Here is a 15,254-nt window from a genome sequence, read left to right as displayed (position 1 = left end):
AAGAGATCAAGGGGTAAGAACCATGCGAGTGTTGAAGTTCGGCGGTACATCAGTGGCAAATGCGGAACGGTTTCTGCGGGTTGCCGATATTCTGGAGAGTAATGCCAGGCAGGGGCAGGTAGCGACGGTCCTGTCTGCCCCGGCGAAGATCACTAACCACCTGGTAGCGATGATTGAAAAGACCATTGGCGGCCAGGATGCCCTCCCCAATATTGCCGACGCCGAACGCATTTTTGCCGAACTTCTTCAGGGCCTTGCCGACGCCCAGCCCGCTTTCCCGCTTGCCCAGTTAAAAGCCTTCGTGGAGCAGGAATTTGCTCAGATTAAGCATGTTCTGCACGGCATCAGCCTGCTGGGTCAGTGCCCGGACAGCGTCAATGCCGCGCTGATCTGCCGCGGCGAAAAGCTCTCCATCGCCATCATGGCGGGTCTGCTGGAAGCCCGTGGACATAAAGTCAGTGTCATTAACCCGGTCGAAAAACTGCTCGCCGTGGGCCACTATCTGGAATCCACCGTCGATATCGCCGAATCCACCCGCCGCATTGCCGCCAGCCAGATCCCGGCAGACCATATGATCCTGATGGCCGGGTTTACCGCCGGCAATGAGAAAGGCGAGCTGGTGGTGCTGGGGCGTAACGGCTCCGACTACTCGGCTGCGGTACTGGCCGCCTGCCTGCGCGCTGACTGCTGCGAAATCTGGACCGATGTCGACGGAGTGTACACCTGCGATCCGCGTCAGGTGCCGGATGCGCGCCTGCTGAAATCGATGTCTTATCAGGAGGCGATGGAGCTCTCCTACTTTGGCGCGAAAGTGCTGCACCCGCGCACCATCGCCCCTATCGCCCAGTTCCAAATCCCATGCCTGATTAAAAATACCGGCAACCCACAGGCGCCGGGAACGCTTATCGGCGCCAGCCGCGACGAGGACGATTTGCCGGTGAAAGGCATCTCTAACCTGAACAACATGGCGATGTTCAACGTCTCCGGGCCGGGGATGAAAGGGATGGTCGGCATGGCGGCCCGCGTCTTCGCCACCATGTCCCGCGCTGGCATCTCGGTGGTGTTGATCACTCAATCTTCTTCCGAGTACAGCATCAGTTTCTGCGTGCCGCAGAGCGACTGCGCACGTGCCAAACGGGCGATGGAAGATGAGTTTTATCTGGAGCTGAAAGAGGGGCTGCTGGAGCCGCTGGCGATTATGGAGCGTCTGGCGATCATCTCCGTGGTGGGCGACGGAATGCGTACCCTGCGCGGTATCTCGGCGAAATTCTTTGCGGCACTGGCCCGCGCCAATATCAATATCGTGGCGATTGCCCAGGGCTCTTCCGAGCGCTCAATTTCGGTAGTGGTCAGCAATGACGACGCCACCACCGGCGTGCGCGTGACCCATCAGATGCTGTTCAACACCGACCAGGTGATTGAAGTGTTTGTCATCGGCGTCGGCGGCGTCGGCGGCGCGCTGCTAGAGCAGATCAAGCGCCAGCAGGGGTGGCTGAAGAACAAACATATCGATCTGCGCGTCTGCGGTGTAGCCAATTCTCAGGCGCTGCTGACCAGCGTGCATGGCCTGAATCTGGAAAACTGGAGTGCGGAACTGGCGGAGGCGAAAGAGCCGTTTAATCTTGGCCGCCTGATCCGCCTGGTGAAAGAGTACCACCTGCTCAATCCGGTGATCGTCGACTGTACCTCCAGCCAGGCGGTCGCCGATCAGTATGCCGACTTCCTGCGCGAAGGTTTCCATGTGGTGACGCCGAACAAAAAGGCCAATACCTCTTCGCTGGATTACTATCACCAGCTGCGCCATGCGGCCAGCAGCTCGCGGCGTAAGTTCCTCTATGACACTAACGTTGGCGCGGGCCTGCCGGTGATTGAGAACCTGCAGAACCTGCTCAACGCCGGCGATGAGCTGCGCCATTTCTCCGGGATCCTGTCCGGCTCCCTGTCGTTTATCTTCGGCAAGCTGGATGAGGGGGTGAGTTTCTCCGCGGCGACGGCGATGGCCCGTGAGATGGGGTATACCGAGCCGGATCCGCGCGACGATTTATCCGGGGTGGATGTGGCGCGTAAACTGCTGATTCTGGCCCGTGAGACCGGGCGTGAACTGGAGCTGGCGGACATTATCGTCGAGTCGGCGCTGCCGCCGGACTTCGACGCCAGCGGCGATGTCGAGACCTTTATGGCCCGCCTGCCGTCGCTGGACGATGGTTTTGCCTCGCGGGTTGCTAAGGCGCGCGATGAAGGTAAAGTCTTGCGCTACGTCGGTAACATCGAAGAGGATGGTACCTGCCGGGTAAAAATAGCCGCGGTTGACGGCAACGATCCGCTGTTCAAAGTTAAGAATGGTGAGAACGCGCTGGCTTTTTATAGCCATTATTATCAGCCATTGCCGCTGGTGCTGCGCGGCTATGGCGCCGGGAACGACGTCACGGCGGCCGGCGTATTCGCCGACCTGCTGCGCACCCTGTCCTGGAAGTTAGGAGTTTAAGATGGTCAAAGTATATGCCCCGGCTTCCAGTGCCAATATGAGCGTCGGGTTTGATGTGTTGGGCGCGGCGGTCACGCCGGTCGATGGCACGCTGCTTGGCGACAACGTCACTGTCGAAGCGGCGGAGCAATTTAGCCTGCAGAATCTTGGACGCTTCGCCAGCAAACTGCCGACGGCGCAGCAGGAGAACATTGTTTACCAGTGCTGGGAAAGCTTTTGCCGGGAGATCGGCAAGACGGTGCCGGTGGCGATGACGCTGGAAAAAAACATGCCGATTGGCTCCGGGCTGGGTTCCAGCGCCTGCTCGGTGGTCGCTGCGCTGGTGGCCATGAACGAGTTCTGCGGCAAGCCGCTGAACGAGACGCGCATGCTGGCGCTGATGGGAGAGATGGAAGGGCGTATCTCCGGCAGCATTCACTACGACAACGTGGCGCCGTGCTATCTTGGCGGCATGCAGTTGATGATCGAAGAGAATGGGATTATCAGTCAGCAGGTGCCCGGGTTTGATGAGTGGCTGTGGGTGCTGGCCTATCCGGGGATTAAAGTCTCTACTGCTGAAGCGCGGGCGATTCTGCCGGCGCAGTATCGCCGCCAGGATTGTATCGCCCATGGTCGCCACCTCGCGGGCTTTATTCACGCCTGCTACACCCGCCAGCCGCAGCTGGCGGCAAAATTGATGAAAGATGTGATTGCCGAACCGTACCGAACCAAACTGCTGCCGGGCTTTAGCGAAGCGCGTCAGGCGGCCATGGAGATGGGCGCCCAGGCTTGCGGCATCTCCGGCTCTGGCCCAACGCTGTTCGCGTTGTGTGATAAACCGGATACCGCACAGCGCGTCGCCGACTGGCTTGGCGCGCACTATCTGCAGAATCAGGAAGGCTTTGTTCATATTTGCCGGCTGGACACGGCGGGCGCACGCGTAGTGGGATAACCAATGAAACTGTATAACTTAAAAGATCATAACGAGCAGGTCAGCTTTGCGCAGGCCGTCACCCAGGGACTTGGCAAGCATCAGGGCCTGTTCTTTCCGCACGATCTGCCGGAATTCAGCCTGACTGAAATTGACGACATGCTGGCGCAGGACTTTGTCACCCGTAGCGCCAAAATTTTATCCGCCTTTATCGGCGATGAGATCCCGCAGGATGTCCTGCAGCAGCGGGTGCGCGCGGCGTTTGCGTTTCCGGCGCCGGTAAGCAAGGTTCAGGAAGATGTCGGCTGTCTGGAGCTGTTCCATGGCCCTACGCTGGCGTTCAAGGATTTCGGCGGCCGCTTTATGGCGCAGATGCTGACCCACATCGCAGGCGATAAGCCGGTCACCATCCTCACCGCGACCTCTGGCGACACCGGGGCGGCGGTGGCGCATGCTTTCTACAGCCTGCCGAACGTCAAGGTAGTGATCCTCTATCCGCGCGGCAAGATCAGTCCGCTGCAGGAGAAGCTGTTCTGTACCCTCGGCGGCAATATTGAAACCGTGGCGATTGATGGCGACTTTGATGCCTGCCAGGCGCTGGTGAAGCAGGCGTTTGACGATGAAGAGCTGAAGGCGACGCTGGGTCTCAACTCGGCTAACTCCATCAACATCAGCCGCCTTCTGGCGCAGATCTGTTACTATTTCGAAGCGGCGGCGCAGCTGCCGCAGGAAGCCCGCAATCAGCTGGTGATTTCCGTGCCGAGCGGCAACTTCGGCGATCTGACCGCCGGTCTGCTGGCCAAGTCGCTGGGGCTGCCGATCAAGCGCTTTATCGCCGCCACCAACGCCAACGACACCGTTCCGCGCTATCTGCAGGGCGGCGAGTGGGCGCCAAAAGCCACCCAGGCGACGCTGTCCAACGCCATGGACGTCAGCCAGCCGAACAACTGGCCGCGCGTTGAAGAGCTGTTCCGCCGTAAAATCTGGCGTCTCAGCGAGCTGGGCTATGCCGCGGTCGATGATGAGACCACCAAAGCAGCGATGCGCGAGCTGAAGGCCATCGGCTACATCTCTGAACCGCATGCGGCGATTGCCTGGCGCGCGCTGCGCGATCAGCTGCAGCCGGGAGAGTACGGCCTGTTCCTCGGCACCGCCCATCCGGCGAAGTTCAAAGAGAGCGTGGAGGAGATCCTGCAGGAGACTCTGCCGCTGCCGAAGGAGCTGGCCGACCGCGCCGACCTGCCGCTGCTGTCTCACAACCTGCCGGCGGATTTCGCCGCGCTGCGTAAGCTGATGATGGGCTAAGCCAGGCAATAATATCGGCAACATGATCGACCAAACCGGGCAGCTATTGCCCGGTTTTTATATTTAACGCACTTTTTCCATATCAGCAAAATTTCTCTCCATAAAATTCCCCACACTATTTTATTGTCAGCGCACTGCTTTTATTGCAAACTCTTTTACGGATTGTCCTCTTTGCCGGATAATTCCACTGGATTATCTTTTTTATTTATTATTTCATGCTGCTTATATTTATGCTGCTGATTTTATTATGAAGCAGCTATAGATATCATTTGTTATAGATGCATTGTTAATGCACAAGGTTTTCAAGGAGGAAACATGCGTATTTTATCTCTTTTTTTGGTGGTGTTCGCTTTAACAGGCTGCTCCGGGACAACGATTGGCGGTAATGAAGATAAATTAACGCCAGCCTATCTGAAACAACATCTCATTGTCGGAAAAACCACCAAGGCCGAGGTTCGTCAGTATTTTGGTGCCCCGGATTCTGGTCATACGACGGTGACGGCGTCGGGTAAAGAGAGCTGGTATTATTCAGTAGATAAAGGGATCAACCTGGTCAGCCTCGCGGGTTCCGTGATCCCGGTAACCGGGGCATCGCAAGCTGCCGATGCGGTCGATAAGTCCAGCCAAAAAGATTCGAACTCGCTGATGATTTTCTTCGATGAAAAAGGCGTGGTGGAAAACTGGGTGCGTTAAAATAAGTAATAATCTGCTTAATTATATTGAAAAGGGGAATGACTCCCCTTTTTTATTACCGTAACGTGTTACTGCTCGTGGCGTTTAAACACCAGTTCGCCTTTCTCTGAGGCATCCGCATCAAAGAAATAGCCTTCGCTATTAAAAGCTTTGAGCTGCTCCGGCTGGGTTAAGCGGTTTTCAATAATGTAGCGACTCATCAGGCCGCGGGCTTTCTTCGCATAAAAACTGATCACTTTGAATTTGCCGTTCTTCTCATCGAGGAATACCGGCTTGATCAGCTGACCCTGCAATTTTGGCGTTTTCACCGATTTAAAATATTCATCGGAAGCCAGGTTGATGACGATATCGTCGCCCTGGTCGCGCAGCGCCTGATTCAGCTTCTCGGTAATGGTATCCCCCCAGAACTGGTACAGATCTTTGCCGCGCGGATTTTCCAGACGGATCCCCATCTCCAGGCGGTAGGGCTGCATCAGGTCTAACGGGCGCAGCACGCCATACAGCCCGGAGAGCATGCGCAGGTGTCGCTGGGCGAAGTCAAAGTCGTCCTCGGTGAGTGTCTCTGCCTGCAGGCCAGTGTAGACATCGCCTTTAAAGGCGAGGATCGCCTGGCGGGCATTTTGCGGCGTAAAGTCAGGGTGCCAGTCGTGGAAGCGGGTGGCGTTTAGATCCGCCAGCTTGTCGCTAATGCTCATCAGCTTGCCGATTTGCGGCGCGGTCAGCTTACGGGCGATGCCGATAAGCTGCTGAGAATACTCGAGGAGTTCGGGCTGGGTATAGCGAGTCGTTGCCAGCGGGCTTTGATAATCGAGCGTTTTAGCAGGTGAAATCAGAATCAGCATATCCAGTCCTTGCAGGTAATTTCGACGAATTTTAACAAAAAAAGTGCATGGTGGGATCGATAGCTGCAATTGCCGCGCTATTCGCGCGGCAATTCATTCCAGGCGCCCGGGGCCAGCTGTTGGTCAATATCCGGGTAACGAGTGGCATCGAAAGTCGGCTGGATACCCAGCCGCCGCTGACGCAGATAATCGCTGGCGATAATCCGCACCGTCGGGGAGAGCAACAGAATGGCCGTCAGGTTGGTCATCGCCATCAGCGCCATGATGATATCCGCGCTCTGCCAGACGACAGGCAGGCTAACCATGGTCCCCAACAGCACCATCAGGACGGTGAGTATTCGCAGCCCCCAGATATAGCGTGGCTTATCCAGGCGCAGGAAGACCAGATTATTTTCCGCGTACACGTAGTTGGCTACGATAGAGCTAAAGGCGAACAGCAGCACGATGAGGGCGATAAAACCCGCTCCCCAGCCGCCGACCAGCACGCTCATCGCGTGTTGCAAGTCCTGAATACCGTTGAGCGTATATTCATTGTCGGGCCGCGGCGCCAGCATGACGATAATCGCGCTGGCGGTACAGATCACGATAGTATCGATAAACACGCCAATCATCTGCACGATCCCCTGCGCCGCCGGGTGCGGCGGCCAGGAGGCGGCGGCCGCGGCGGCGTTAGGCGAAGAGCCCATCCCTGCTTCATTGGAGAACATGCCGCGCTGGAAGCCGCTGGTCAGCGCCTGGCTGATGGTGTAGCCCACCGCGCCGGCGGCGGCCTCCTGCCAGCCGAAGGCGCAGCGAAAGATGGTGGCGAAAATCGTCGGCAGGGCGGTGATGTGCCACAGGCCGATGAGCAGGCTGGTGGCGATCCACAACAGCGCCATAAAGGGAACGATCCATTGCATCAGACGCGCCACGCCGCGTAAACCACGGAGGATCGCCAGCAAAACGACAACGGCCAGCACGCCGCCGCTGACCGCCGCCGGCAGATCGAACGCATAGCGCAAGGCATGGGCCACGGAGTTAGCCTGCACGGTATTGAAGATAAAACCATAGGCCAGCAGGAGGAGGATCGAAAACAGGACGCCCATCCAACGCATGCCGAGCCCGCGCGCCATATACCAGGCCGGGCCGCCGCGAAACTGTCCGCGGCTATCGCGTTCTTTATACAGCTGAGCAAGGGAACATTCAGCAAAGCTGCTGGCCATGCCGAGCAGGGCGGAAACCCACATCCAGAATACGGCGCCGGGCCCACCGGCGGCGATCGCCAGCGTCACCCCGGCAAGATTGCCGCTGCCGACCCGGGCGGCAAGGCTGGTACAGAGCGCCTGAAAGGACGTTAAACCACCCGGCTGCGGGTGCAGGCTTTTTTTTAGACTGCGGCCGAATTTGCGCACGTAACGAAACTGAATACCCCGGGTTTGCCAGCTAAACCAGATACCGGCGCCCAGTAGCAGATAAATCATCACTGAGCCCCAGAGTATTTCATTGATAAATGAGAGAAAATCAGGCATTAAACATCCTCTTGTCCATGCCGGTACGCCAGTGTAAGCGTTACCAATTAAGTGACAATCCTTTCGCTTTCAGCAAATTAATCTGCATAGTTTATCACACTCTGCGCTCTTCTCTCGTCGGCGGTTGCGCTGACCCGGCAGCGTGTTATCATCTGGGCAGACCGGTTACATCCCCTTAACTGCTGTTTAAGAGAAATATATCATGACGGATAAATTAACTTCTCTGCGTCAGTACACCACTGTCGTCGCTGACACCGGAGATATTGCGGCAATGAAGCTGTATCAGCCTCAGGATGCCACCACTAACCCTTCCCTGATTCTCGGCGCGGCTCAGATCCCTGAGTACCGTAAGCTGATTGACGACGCTGTCGCCTGGGCTCGTAGCCAGAGCAGCGATCGCGCGCAGCAGATCCTCGATGCTTCCGATAAGCTGGCGGTGAACATCGGTCTCGAAATTCTGAAACTGATCCCGGGCCGTATCTCCACCGAAGTGGACGCTCGTCTCTCCTATGACACCGAAGCGTCTATCGCGAAAGCCAAGCGCATCATCAAGCTGTACAACGACGCGGGCATCAGCAACGATCGCATTCTGATCAAACTGGCCTCCACCTGGCAGGGCATTCGCGCCGCTGAACAGCTGGAAAAAGAAGGCATTAACTGTAACCTGACGCTGCTGTTCTCCTTCGCTCAGGCTCGCGCTTGCGCCGAAGCGGGCGTCTTCCTGATTTCGCCGTTCGTTGGCCGTATCCTCGACTGGTACAAAGCCAACACCGACAAGAAAGAGTACGCACCGGCAGAAGATCCGGGCGTGATTTCCGTCAGCGAAATCTACGAGTATTACAAGCAGCACGGCTATGAAACCGTCGTGATGGGCGCAAGCTTCCGTAACGTTGGCGAAATTCTGGAACTGGCTGGCTGTGACCGCCTGACCATCGCCCCGGCGCTGCTGAAAGAGCTGTCCGAAAGCGAAGGCGCCGTTGAGCGTAAGCTGGTATATACCGGTGAAGTGAAAGCGCGTCCGGAGCGTATTACCGAATCTGAGTTCCTGTGGCAGCATAACCAGGATCCGATGGCGGTAGACAAACTGGCGGAAGGTATCCGTAAGTTTGCGATCGACCAGGAAAAACTGGAAAAAATGATCGACGAACTGCTGTAATCGCGCAGGTGGCCGACGCCCGTCGGCCACATTACACTGTCTGTCCCGCCTCCGGCAGTGTATCATTTCGTTTAACGCCACAGTTTGAACGGAATAACCATGAATACCTTACGAATCGGCTTAGTTTCCATTTCCGATCGCGCCTCCAGCGGCGTCTATCAGGACAAAGGCATCCCGGCACTGGAAGAGTGGCTGGCACGCGCCCTGACCACCCCTTTCGAGCTGCAAACCCGTCTGATTCCGGATGAGCAGGCCATCATTGAGCAAACGCTGTGCGAACTGGTTGACGAAATGGGGTGCCATCTGGTGCTGACCACCGGCGGAACCGGCCCTGCGCGTCGCGATGTGACGCCCGACGCAACGCTGGCGATCGCCGATCGCGAGATGCCGGGCTTCGGCGAGCAAATGCGCCAGGTTAGCCTACACTTTGTGCCGACGGCTATCCTTTCCCGGCAGGTCGGTGTGATCCGCAAGCAGGCGCTGATCCTCAACCTTCCCGGGCAACCGAAAGCAATTCAGGAGACTCTGGAAGGGGTGAAAGATGCTGACGGCAACGTGCTGGTGCACGGTATTTTCGCAAGTGTACCTTATTGTGTACAGTTGCTTGAAGGGCCTTATGTGGAAACCGATGGCCGTGTAGTAGAAGCTTTTCGTCCCAAGAGCGCCAGACGCGAAACTTTATCCTGAATTTGATGCATTTTTGATATAACCTGCATCGCTAATGGTGTGCCGTTTTATTTACGATATAGTGATTTTTACTTTACACACTATAAAACACGCTGCACACCTCAGGATGAAATTGCGTTATGTCATATGCAAACCGACCGCTCAACCGCCAGGATTATAAAACGCTGACGCTGGCCGCCCTGGGCGGCGCGCTGGAGTTTTATGACTTTATCATTTTCGTTTTCTTCGCCGCCGTCGTCGGCGAGCTCTTCTTCCCTGCGGATATTCCCGAATGGCTGCGCCAGGTGCAAACTTTTGGCATTTTCGCCGCCGGTTACCTGGCGCGTCCGCTGGGGGGCATCATCATGGCCCACTTTGGCGATCTGGTGGGGCGCAAGAAAATGTTCACCCTCAGCATCCTGCTGATGGCGCTGCCAACCCTGGCGATCGGTCTGCTACCGACCTATAGCTCGGTAGGTATCATCGCCCCGCTGCTATTGCTGCTGATGCGTATTCTGCAGGGAGCGGCGATCGGCGGTGAAGTTCCAGGCGCCTGGGTGTTTGTCGCTGAGCATGTCCCGGAAAAACGCATTGGTATCGCCTGCGGCACGCTGACGGCCGGCCTGACGGTTGGCATTCTGCTGGGGTCGGTGGTGGCCACGCTTATCAATACCAGTCTGACGCCGCAGGGGATCCACGACGGCGGCTGGCGGATCCCCTTCCTGCTGGGCGGCGTATTTGGTCTGATAGCGATGTATCTGCGCCGCTGGCTGCAGGAGACGCCGATTTTTCTTGAGATGCAGCAGCGCAAAGCGCTGGCGCAGGAGCTGCCGGTAAAAGCGGTGGCGCTCAAGCACCAGAAGGCGGTGGTGATCTCTATGCTGCTGACCTGGCTGCTGTCGGCTGGCGTGGTGGTGGTGATCCTGATGTCGCCGGTCTGGCTGCAGAAGCACTATGGTTTTGCGCCGGCCATTACCCTGCAGGCCAACAGCATCGCCACCATTATGTTGTGCATCGGCTGTCTGCTCGCCGGGCTGGCGGCGGACCGCTTCGGCGCCAGCCGCACTTTTATCGTCGGCAGCCTGCTGCTGGCGGTTGCCAGCTGGGCATTTTACCATCTTGCCGGCGCCAGCCCGCAGCGGCTGTTTCTGCTCTACGGTACGGTGGGGCTGTGCGTCGGCGTGGTGGGGGCGGTGCCCTATGTGATGGTGCGGGCCTTCCCGGCGGAAGTACGCTTCACCGGCATCTCTTTCTCCTACAACCTGTCGTACGCGATCTTTGGCGGCCTGACGCCGATTGCGGTCACCATGCTGATGGGGGTGTCGCCGATGGCGCCGGCCTGGTATGTGCTGGCCCTGTCGCTGATGGGGCTGGGATTAGGTATCTGGCTGCGTCAGGAGCTGACGGCGCCGACGGGGATGCCGGAAGGGGAGCTGCAGCGTTAACGATGGCTAGCTGATGCTGATAATGACCTGCCGCCGCCCTGTGACCGGACGGCGGCGGAAGATTAGCGCGGTTCGCCGATCGGCAGCACGGTGCGGCCGAACTGTTCGTTCAGCACTTCACCCATCGCCAGGTAAATAGCGCTGGCGCCACAAACCAGGCCGACCCAGCCGGCTACCTTCACAATGCCTTCGTTATCGGCCAAATGGCCAATCGCCAGCAGCGCGAACAGTACGGTCAGGCTCAGGAAGACAAACTGCAGCATGCGGGCTGCCTTCAGGGTGCCAAAGAACATAAACAGGGTAAAGACGCCCCACAGGCCGAGGTACATACCGAGGAAGTGCGCGTTTGGCGCGTCTGCCAGGCCCATTTTCGGCATCAGAAGAATCGCCACCAGCGTCAGCCAGAAGCTGCCGTAGGAGGTAAAAGCGGTTAAGCCAAAAGTGTTGCCTTTTTTGTATTCCAGCAGGCCGGCAAAAATTTGCGCAATGCCGCCGTAAAAAATGCCCATCGCCAGGATAGCTACATCGAATGCGAACAGGCCGCTATTCGCCAGGTTAAGCAGAATAGTGGTCATGCCGAAGCCCATAAGGCCCAGCGGTGCCGGATTAGCCAACTTAGTGTTGCCCATAATTCCTCAAAATTATCATTAAAAGGGAAGCATTACCCCGCGACTTGGCGGCGGGGCGCGGCATAATAATGAGGCGCTGAAGGGCTGTCTATGATCTGGCGGGGTATTTTTCACCAATTTCCGCGGTGTCTGACGGCGGCTGGAGCATTTGCCGTAAACATGCAATATGCAGGACCGCGGGGATGGTGACCCGGTAGGCGCTGCCGCTCACCGCTTTAACGCTGTTCAGCGCGGCGCCGAGCGGTCCGCCCAGCCCGGCGCCGCGCACCAGGCCATGACCGATGACGCTCACCGCGGCGTGCGTGCGCAGGATGGCGGTTAAGCGTTCGTCCAGCAACAAAGTGACGCCTTCGCTTAGCTTGCGATGCCTCAGCAGATGAGCCATCAGGCTGTCCAGCTCATGGCTCCGGCACTCCACCGCGGCTAGAAAGTGCGCTTTTTGCTCCGCGTTCAGTTTATTCCAGCTGTGCTGCAGAAAATGCGCCAGCAACTGCTGCTCGATCTGCGGCGTCGACAGCTGTTTGTCGACCTTCGCTTTCAGTCGTTTACATACATCCAGCAGGATCGCGCGATAAAATTTGCCATGGCGGCGCAGCGTGTTGGCGATGCTATCGCCGCCAAAATGCTGTAGCTCACCGGCGATTAGCTGCCAGTTGCGGCGATAACGCTCCGGGTGCCCCTCCATCGCTAAAAATGTCTCGTTGCGCAGGAGCGTGCTGGAGAGACGGGGTTTGCCATTTTCCCCGTGGGTCAGAATGCGGGTAAAGGCTTCCAGATGCGCCTCGCTGCACTCAGGCAGAAAGGCGAGATCGTCATCCTCCAGGTAATTAATATGCATAACGTTTTCTCTCGGGCAGGGGCGACGTTAGTCATCGCCGATAATTTTCAGTGATGCCATATCTGAGGAGTGCACCGTGTGGCCGGAGAAGGCGATTTTCTTCACGCAACGTTTGTTGTCGTTATCGCTATTGATGTTGATCCAGCCGGTGGTGCTGCCCTCTTTGATCCCGGCGGGGACGTTCAGCGTGTGGCTGGCGCCGCGGCTGGCCTTAAAGTAGACCGTCGCCCCGGAGAGTTGTACATCGCCGCGGTCGGCGCTGAGCTGAATGCGTTTGACTACCCGGCAGACGGGGAGCGTCAGCGTCAGGTCGTTGGTTTCATTGCGCGGCATAGCTATCACGCCGAGAATTTTATGGTCGTTAGCGGCCGCCGAGGTGATAAATGACACGCCGAGGATAAGCCCTACGGAAAGCCGGTATAGCGATTTCATTAATTTGTCCCCTGAATAAGCGAAGTGCGATGGCGGGGAAGTTTATCACTGCGAAAACGGGGCTTTTAGCGCGCAAGTATTGCGGGTTATGTCAATGATATTATGAATGTATTTCCTATTTTAATCCGTTTTTTGTATGTATATTTCGCCGTCGTTTTTGCCATCCAACAACCTTGTTCGGCAAGTCATCCGTAACCCTGTGCGAATCCGAGGCAAAAAATTTTTATGCTTGCCCCTTGATGCCGGTGTGGGCGACCCCATCTTGTAGTCAACCGCAGTGAAGAACCTGAAAAAAAATGATGTCTGGGCAGTTGAAACCGCACGTTTCGCCCTTATTACAGGTTCACAACCACATGTTGATCGAATTTTTAGTGGAGACGTTTAGATGGGTAAAATTATTGGTATCGACCTGGGTACTACCAACTCTTGTGTAGCGATTATGGATGGCACTACTGCACGCGTGCTGGAGAACGCCGAAGGCGATCGCACCACGCCTTCTATCATTGCCTATACCCAGGATGGTGAAACTCTGGTTGGTCAGCCGGCTAAACGTCAGGCAGTGACAAACCCGCAAAACACCCTGTTTGCGATTAAACGCCTGATTGGCCGCCGCTTCCAGGACGAAGAAGTTCAGCGTGACGTTTCTATCATGCCATACAAAATTGTTGCCGCAGACAATGGCGACGCATGGCTGGATGTGAAAGGCACCAAAACTGCACCGCCGCAGATCTCTGCTGAAGTGCTGAAGAAAATGAAGAAAACGGCTGAAGATTACCTGGGTGAACCGGTAACTGAAGCGGTTATCACCGTACCGGCTTACTTCAACGATGCGCAGCGTCAGGCAACAAAAGATGCCGGCCGTATCGCCGGTCTGGAAGTCAAACGTATCATCAACGAACCAACCGCGGCCGCGCTGGCTTACGGTCTGGATAAAGAAGTGGGCAACCGTACTATCGCGGTTTACGACCTCGGTGGTGGTACTTTCGATATCTCGATTATCGAAATCGACGAAGTTGATGGCGAAAAAACCTTTGAAGTTCTGGCGACCAACGGTGATACCCACCTGGGCGGCGAAGACTTCGATACTCGTCTGATCAACTACCTCGTTGATGAGTTCAAGAAAGATCAGGGCATTGACCTGCGCAACGACCCGCTGGCCATGCAGCGCCTGAAAGAAGCCGCTGAGAAAGCGAAGATTGAACTGTCTTCTGCTCAGCAGACCGACGTTAACCTGCCGTACATCACTGCAGATGCGACCGGTCCGAAACACATGAACATCAAAGTGACTCGCGCGAAACTGGAAAGCCTGGTAGAAGACCTGGTTAACCGTTCCATCGAGCCGCTGAAAGTCGCTCTGCAGGATGCCGGTCTGTCCGTTTCCGATATCAACGACGTGATCCTCGTTGGTGGTCAGACTCGTATGCCGATGGTGCAGAAGAAAGTGGCCGAGTTCTTTGGTAAAGAACCGCGTAAAGACGTTAACCCGGATGAAGCCGTGGCGATCGGTGCTGCCGTTCAGGGCGGTGTACTGACTGGCGATGTGAAAGACGTTCTGCTGCTCGACGTAACCCCGCTGTCGCTGGGTATCGAAACCATGGGCGGCGTGATGACTGCGCTTATCAGCAAAAACACCACCATCCCGACCAAGCACAGCCAGGTGTTCTCTACCGCTGAAGACAACCAGTCTGCGGTAACCATCCATGTGCTGCAGGGTGAGCGTAAACGCGCGTCTGATAACAAATCTCTGGGTCAGTTCAACCTGGATGGTATTAACCCGGCGCCGCGCGGCATGCCGCAGATCGAAGTGACCTTCGACATCGATGCTGACGGTATCCTGCACGTCTCCGCGAAAGACAAAAACAGCGGTAAAGAGCAGAAGATCACCATCAAAGCGTCTTCCGGTCTGAATGAAGAAGAAATTCAGAAAATGGTTCGCGAAGCAGAAGCTAACGCCGAATCTGACCGTAAGTTCGAAGAGCTGGTACAGACCCGCAACCAGGGCGACCATCTGCTGCACAGCACTCGTAAGCAGGTTGAAGAAGCAGGCGATAAACTGCCGGCTGACGACAAAACTGCCATTGAGTCTGCGCTGACCGCGCTGGAATCTTCTCTGAAAGGCGAAGACAAAGCGGATATCGAAGCGAAAATGCAGGCGCTGGCGCAGGCTTCTCAGAAGCTGATGGAAATTGCTCAGCAGCAGCACGCTCAGCAGCAGGCGGGTTCCGCTGACGCTCAGGCGAGCAACGCGAAAGACGACGATGTTGTCGACGCTGAGTTCGAAGAAGTGAAAGATAAAAAATAATCGCCCTTTGAACGGGTAAAACACTGGCACGGGCGAAGAGGTT

At 56.6% G+C, this 15,254-nt stretch carries 13 protein-coding genes; 8 read left to right on the top strand and 5 right to left on the bottom strand.

Translation table 11 applies throughout. The features are described 5' to 3' along the window. Nucleotides 1-22: 22 nt before the first annotated feature. The 4 genes from thrA to OHJ17_RS21600 all read left to right on the top strand — a co-directional run bounded on the left by thrA (nucleotide 23) and on the right by OHJ17_RS21600 (nucleotide 5,393). The gene (gene thrA / locus OHJ17_RS21615; protein WP_002887848.1) at nucleotides 23-2,485 is read left to right on the top strand and encodes a bifunctional aspartate kinase/homoserine dehydrogenase I; all 2,463 of its coding nucleotides are present in this window, start codon (nucleotides 23-25) and stop codon (nucleotides 2,483-2,485) included. Nucleotide 2,486: 1 nt separating this feature from the next. Beyond that, nucleotides 2,487-3,416, top strand: a complete 930-nt coding sequence (gene thrB, locus OHJ17_RS21610; RefSeq protein ID WP_032433825.1) for a homoserine kinase — start codon at nucleotides 2,487-2,489, stop codon at nucleotides 3,414-3,416. Nucleotides 3,417-3,419: 3 nt separating this feature from the next. Continuing rightward, nucleotides 3,420-4,700, top strand: a complete 1,281-nt coding sequence (gene thrC, locus OHJ17_RS21605) for a threonine synthase (RefSeq protein ID WP_032433826.1) — start codon at nucleotides 3,420-3,422, stop codon at nucleotides 4,698-4,700. 315 nt (nucleotides 4,701-5,015) lie between these two features. Beyond that, nucleotides 5,016-5,393, top strand: a complete 378-nt coding sequence (locus OHJ17_RS21600; protein ID WP_032433828.1) for a hypothetical protein — start codon at nucleotides 5,016-5,018, stop codon at nucleotides 5,391-5,393. A gap of 68 nt (nucleotides 5,394-5,461) precedes the next feature. On the opposite strand, the gene yaaA is transcribed toward OHJ17_RS21600, so the two are convergent. Both yaaA and OHJ17_RS21590 read right to left on the bottom strand, forming a co-directional pair. After that, nucleotides 5,462-6,235 (bottom strand): peroxide stress protein YaaA, encoded by a 774-nt coding sequence (gene yaaA, locus OHJ17_RS21595; RefSeq protein ID WP_016946255.1) that lies wholly within the window; start codon nucleotides 6,233-6,235, stop codon nucleotides 5,462-5,464. 77 nt (nucleotides 6,236-6,312) lie between these two features. After that, the gene (locus OHJ17_RS21590) at nucleotides 6,313-7,743 is read right to left on the bottom strand and encodes an alanine/glycine:cation symporter family protein (protein WP_002887871.1); all 1,431 of its coding nucleotides are present in this window, start codon (nucleotides 7,741-7,743) and stop codon (nucleotides 6,313-6,315) included. A gap of 202 nt (nucleotides 7,744-7,945) precedes the next feature. Between OHJ17_RS21590 and tal the strand changes: the two genes are divergently transcribed. The 3 genes from tal to OHJ17_RS21575 all read left to right on the top strand — a co-directional run bounded on the left by tal (nucleotide 7,946) and on the right by OHJ17_RS21575 (nucleotide 11,010). Beyond that, nucleotides 7,946-8,899: a transaldolase gene (gene tal / locus OHJ17_RS21585; protein ID WP_023312646.1), complete on the top strand. Its 954-nt coding sequence runs from the start codon at nucleotides 7,946-7,948 to the stop codon at nucleotides 8,897-8,899. Between the two features lie 99 nt (nucleotides 8,900-8,998). After that, nucleotides 8,999-9,586, top strand: a complete 588-nt coding sequence (gene mog / locus OHJ17_RS21580; RefSeq protein WP_002887898.1) for a molybdopterin adenylyltransferase — start codon at nucleotides 8,999-9,001, stop codon at nucleotides 9,584-9,586. A gap of 119 nt (nucleotides 9,587-9,705) precedes the next feature. Further along, nucleotides 9,706-11,010: an MFS transporter gene (locus OHJ17_RS21575; RefSeq protein ID WP_004146012.1), complete on the top strand. Its 1,305-nt coding sequence runs from the start codon at nucleotides 9,706-9,708 to the stop codon at nucleotides 11,008-11,010. Nucleotides 11,011-11,072: 62 nt separating this feature from the next. Here the strand turns inward: OHJ17_RS21575 and satP are convergent, their stop codons facing one another. From satP to OHJ17_RS21560, 3 genes are all read right to left on the bottom strand, one after another. Continuing rightward, nucleotides 11,073-11,639: an acetate uptake transporter gene (satP, locus tag OHJ17_RS21570; protein WP_011977632.1), complete on the bottom strand. Its 567-nt coding sequence runs from the start codon at nucleotides 11,637-11,639 to the stop codon at nucleotides 11,073-11,075. A gap of 88 nt (nucleotides 11,640-11,727) precedes the next feature. Continuing rightward, on the bottom strand, nucleotides 11,728-12,477 hold the full coding sequence (gene msyB / locus OHJ17_RS21565) for an acidic protein MsyB (protein ID WP_023282157.1): 750 nt from the start codon (nucleotides 12,475-12,477) through the stop codon (nucleotides 11,728-11,730). 27 nt (nucleotides 12,478-12,504) lie between these two features. Beyond that, the gene (locus OHJ17_RS21560) at nucleotides 12,505-12,909 is read right to left on the bottom strand and encodes a DUF2541 family protein (protein WP_002887909.1); all 405 of its coding nucleotides are present in this window, start codon (nucleotides 12,907-12,909) and stop codon (nucleotides 12,505-12,507) included. A 385-nt stretch (nucleotides 12,910-13,294) separates the two neighbouring features. Between OHJ17_RS21560 and dnaK the strand changes: the two genes are divergently transcribed. Then, a complete protein-coding gene (dnaK, locus tag OHJ17_RS21555) occupies nucleotides 13,295-15,211 on the top strand; it encodes a molecular chaperone DnaK (RefSeq protein ID WP_004146997.1) in 1,917 nt (638 codons plus the stop codon). The last annotated feature ends 43 nt before the right edge of the window (nucleotides 15,212-15,254 follow it).

This window comes from Klebsiella sp. KP20-425-1 (assembly GCF_025813515.1).
Classification (GTDB): domain Bacteria; phylum Pseudomonadota; class Gammaproteobacteria; order Enterobacterales; family Enterobacteriaceae; genus Klebsiella; species Klebsiella pneumoniae.
Note: the sequence above shows the minus strand (reverse complement) of the source record. Positions and strands in the feature narration are given on the sequence as shown.

Excerpts from the sequence above, each read along its gene's own strand:
- thrA (WP_002887848.1), top strand. The coding sequence starts at position 23 with ATGCGAGTGTTGAAGTTCGGCGGTACATCAGTGGCAAATGCGGAACGG.
- thrB (WP_032433825.1), top strand. The coding sequence starts at position 2,487 with ATGGTCAAAGTATATGCCCCGGCTTCCAGTGCCAATATGAGCGTCGGG.
- thrC (WP_032433826.1), top strand. The coding sequence starts at position 3,420 with ATGAAACTGTATAACTTAAAAGATCATAACGAGCAGGTCAGCTTTGCG.
- OHJ17_RS21600 (WP_032433828.1), top strand. The coding sequence starts at position 5,016 with ATGCGTATTTTATCTCTTTTTTTGGTGGTGTTCGCTTTAACAGGCTGC.
- yaaA (WP_016946255.1), bottom strand. The coding sequence starts at position 6,235 with ATGCTGATTCTGATTTCACCTGCTAAAACGCTCGATTATCAAAGCCCG.
- OHJ17_RS21590 (WP_002887871.1), bottom strand. The coding sequence starts at position 7,743 with ATGCCTGATTTTCTCTCATTTATCAATGAAATACTCTGGGGCTCAGTG.
- tal (WP_023312646.1), top strand. The coding sequence starts at position 7,946 with ATGACGGATAAATTAACTTCTCTGCGTCAGTACACCACTGTCGTCGCT.
- mog (WP_002887898.1), top strand. The coding sequence starts at position 8,999 with ATGAATACCTTACGAATCGGCTTAGTTTCCATTTCCGATCGCGCCTCC.
- OHJ17_RS21575 (WP_004146012.1), top strand. The coding sequence starts at position 9,706 with ATGTCATATGCAAACCGACCGCTCAACCGCCAGGATTATAAAACGCTG.
- satP (WP_011977632.1), bottom strand. The coding sequence starts at position 11,639 with ATGGGCAACACTAAGTTGGCTAATCCGGCACCGCTGGGCCTTATGGGC.
- msyB (WP_023282157.1), bottom strand. The coding sequence starts at position 12,477 with ATGCATATTAATTACCTGGAGGATGACGATCTCGCCTTTCTGCCTGAG.
- OHJ17_RS21560 (WP_002887909.1), bottom strand. The coding sequence starts at position 12,909 with ATGAAATCGCTATACCGGCTTTCCGTAGGGCTTATCCTCGGCGTGTCA.
- dnaK (WP_004146997.1), top strand. The coding sequence starts at position 13,295 with ATGGGTAAAATTATTGGTATCGACCTGGGTACTACCAACTCTTGTGTA.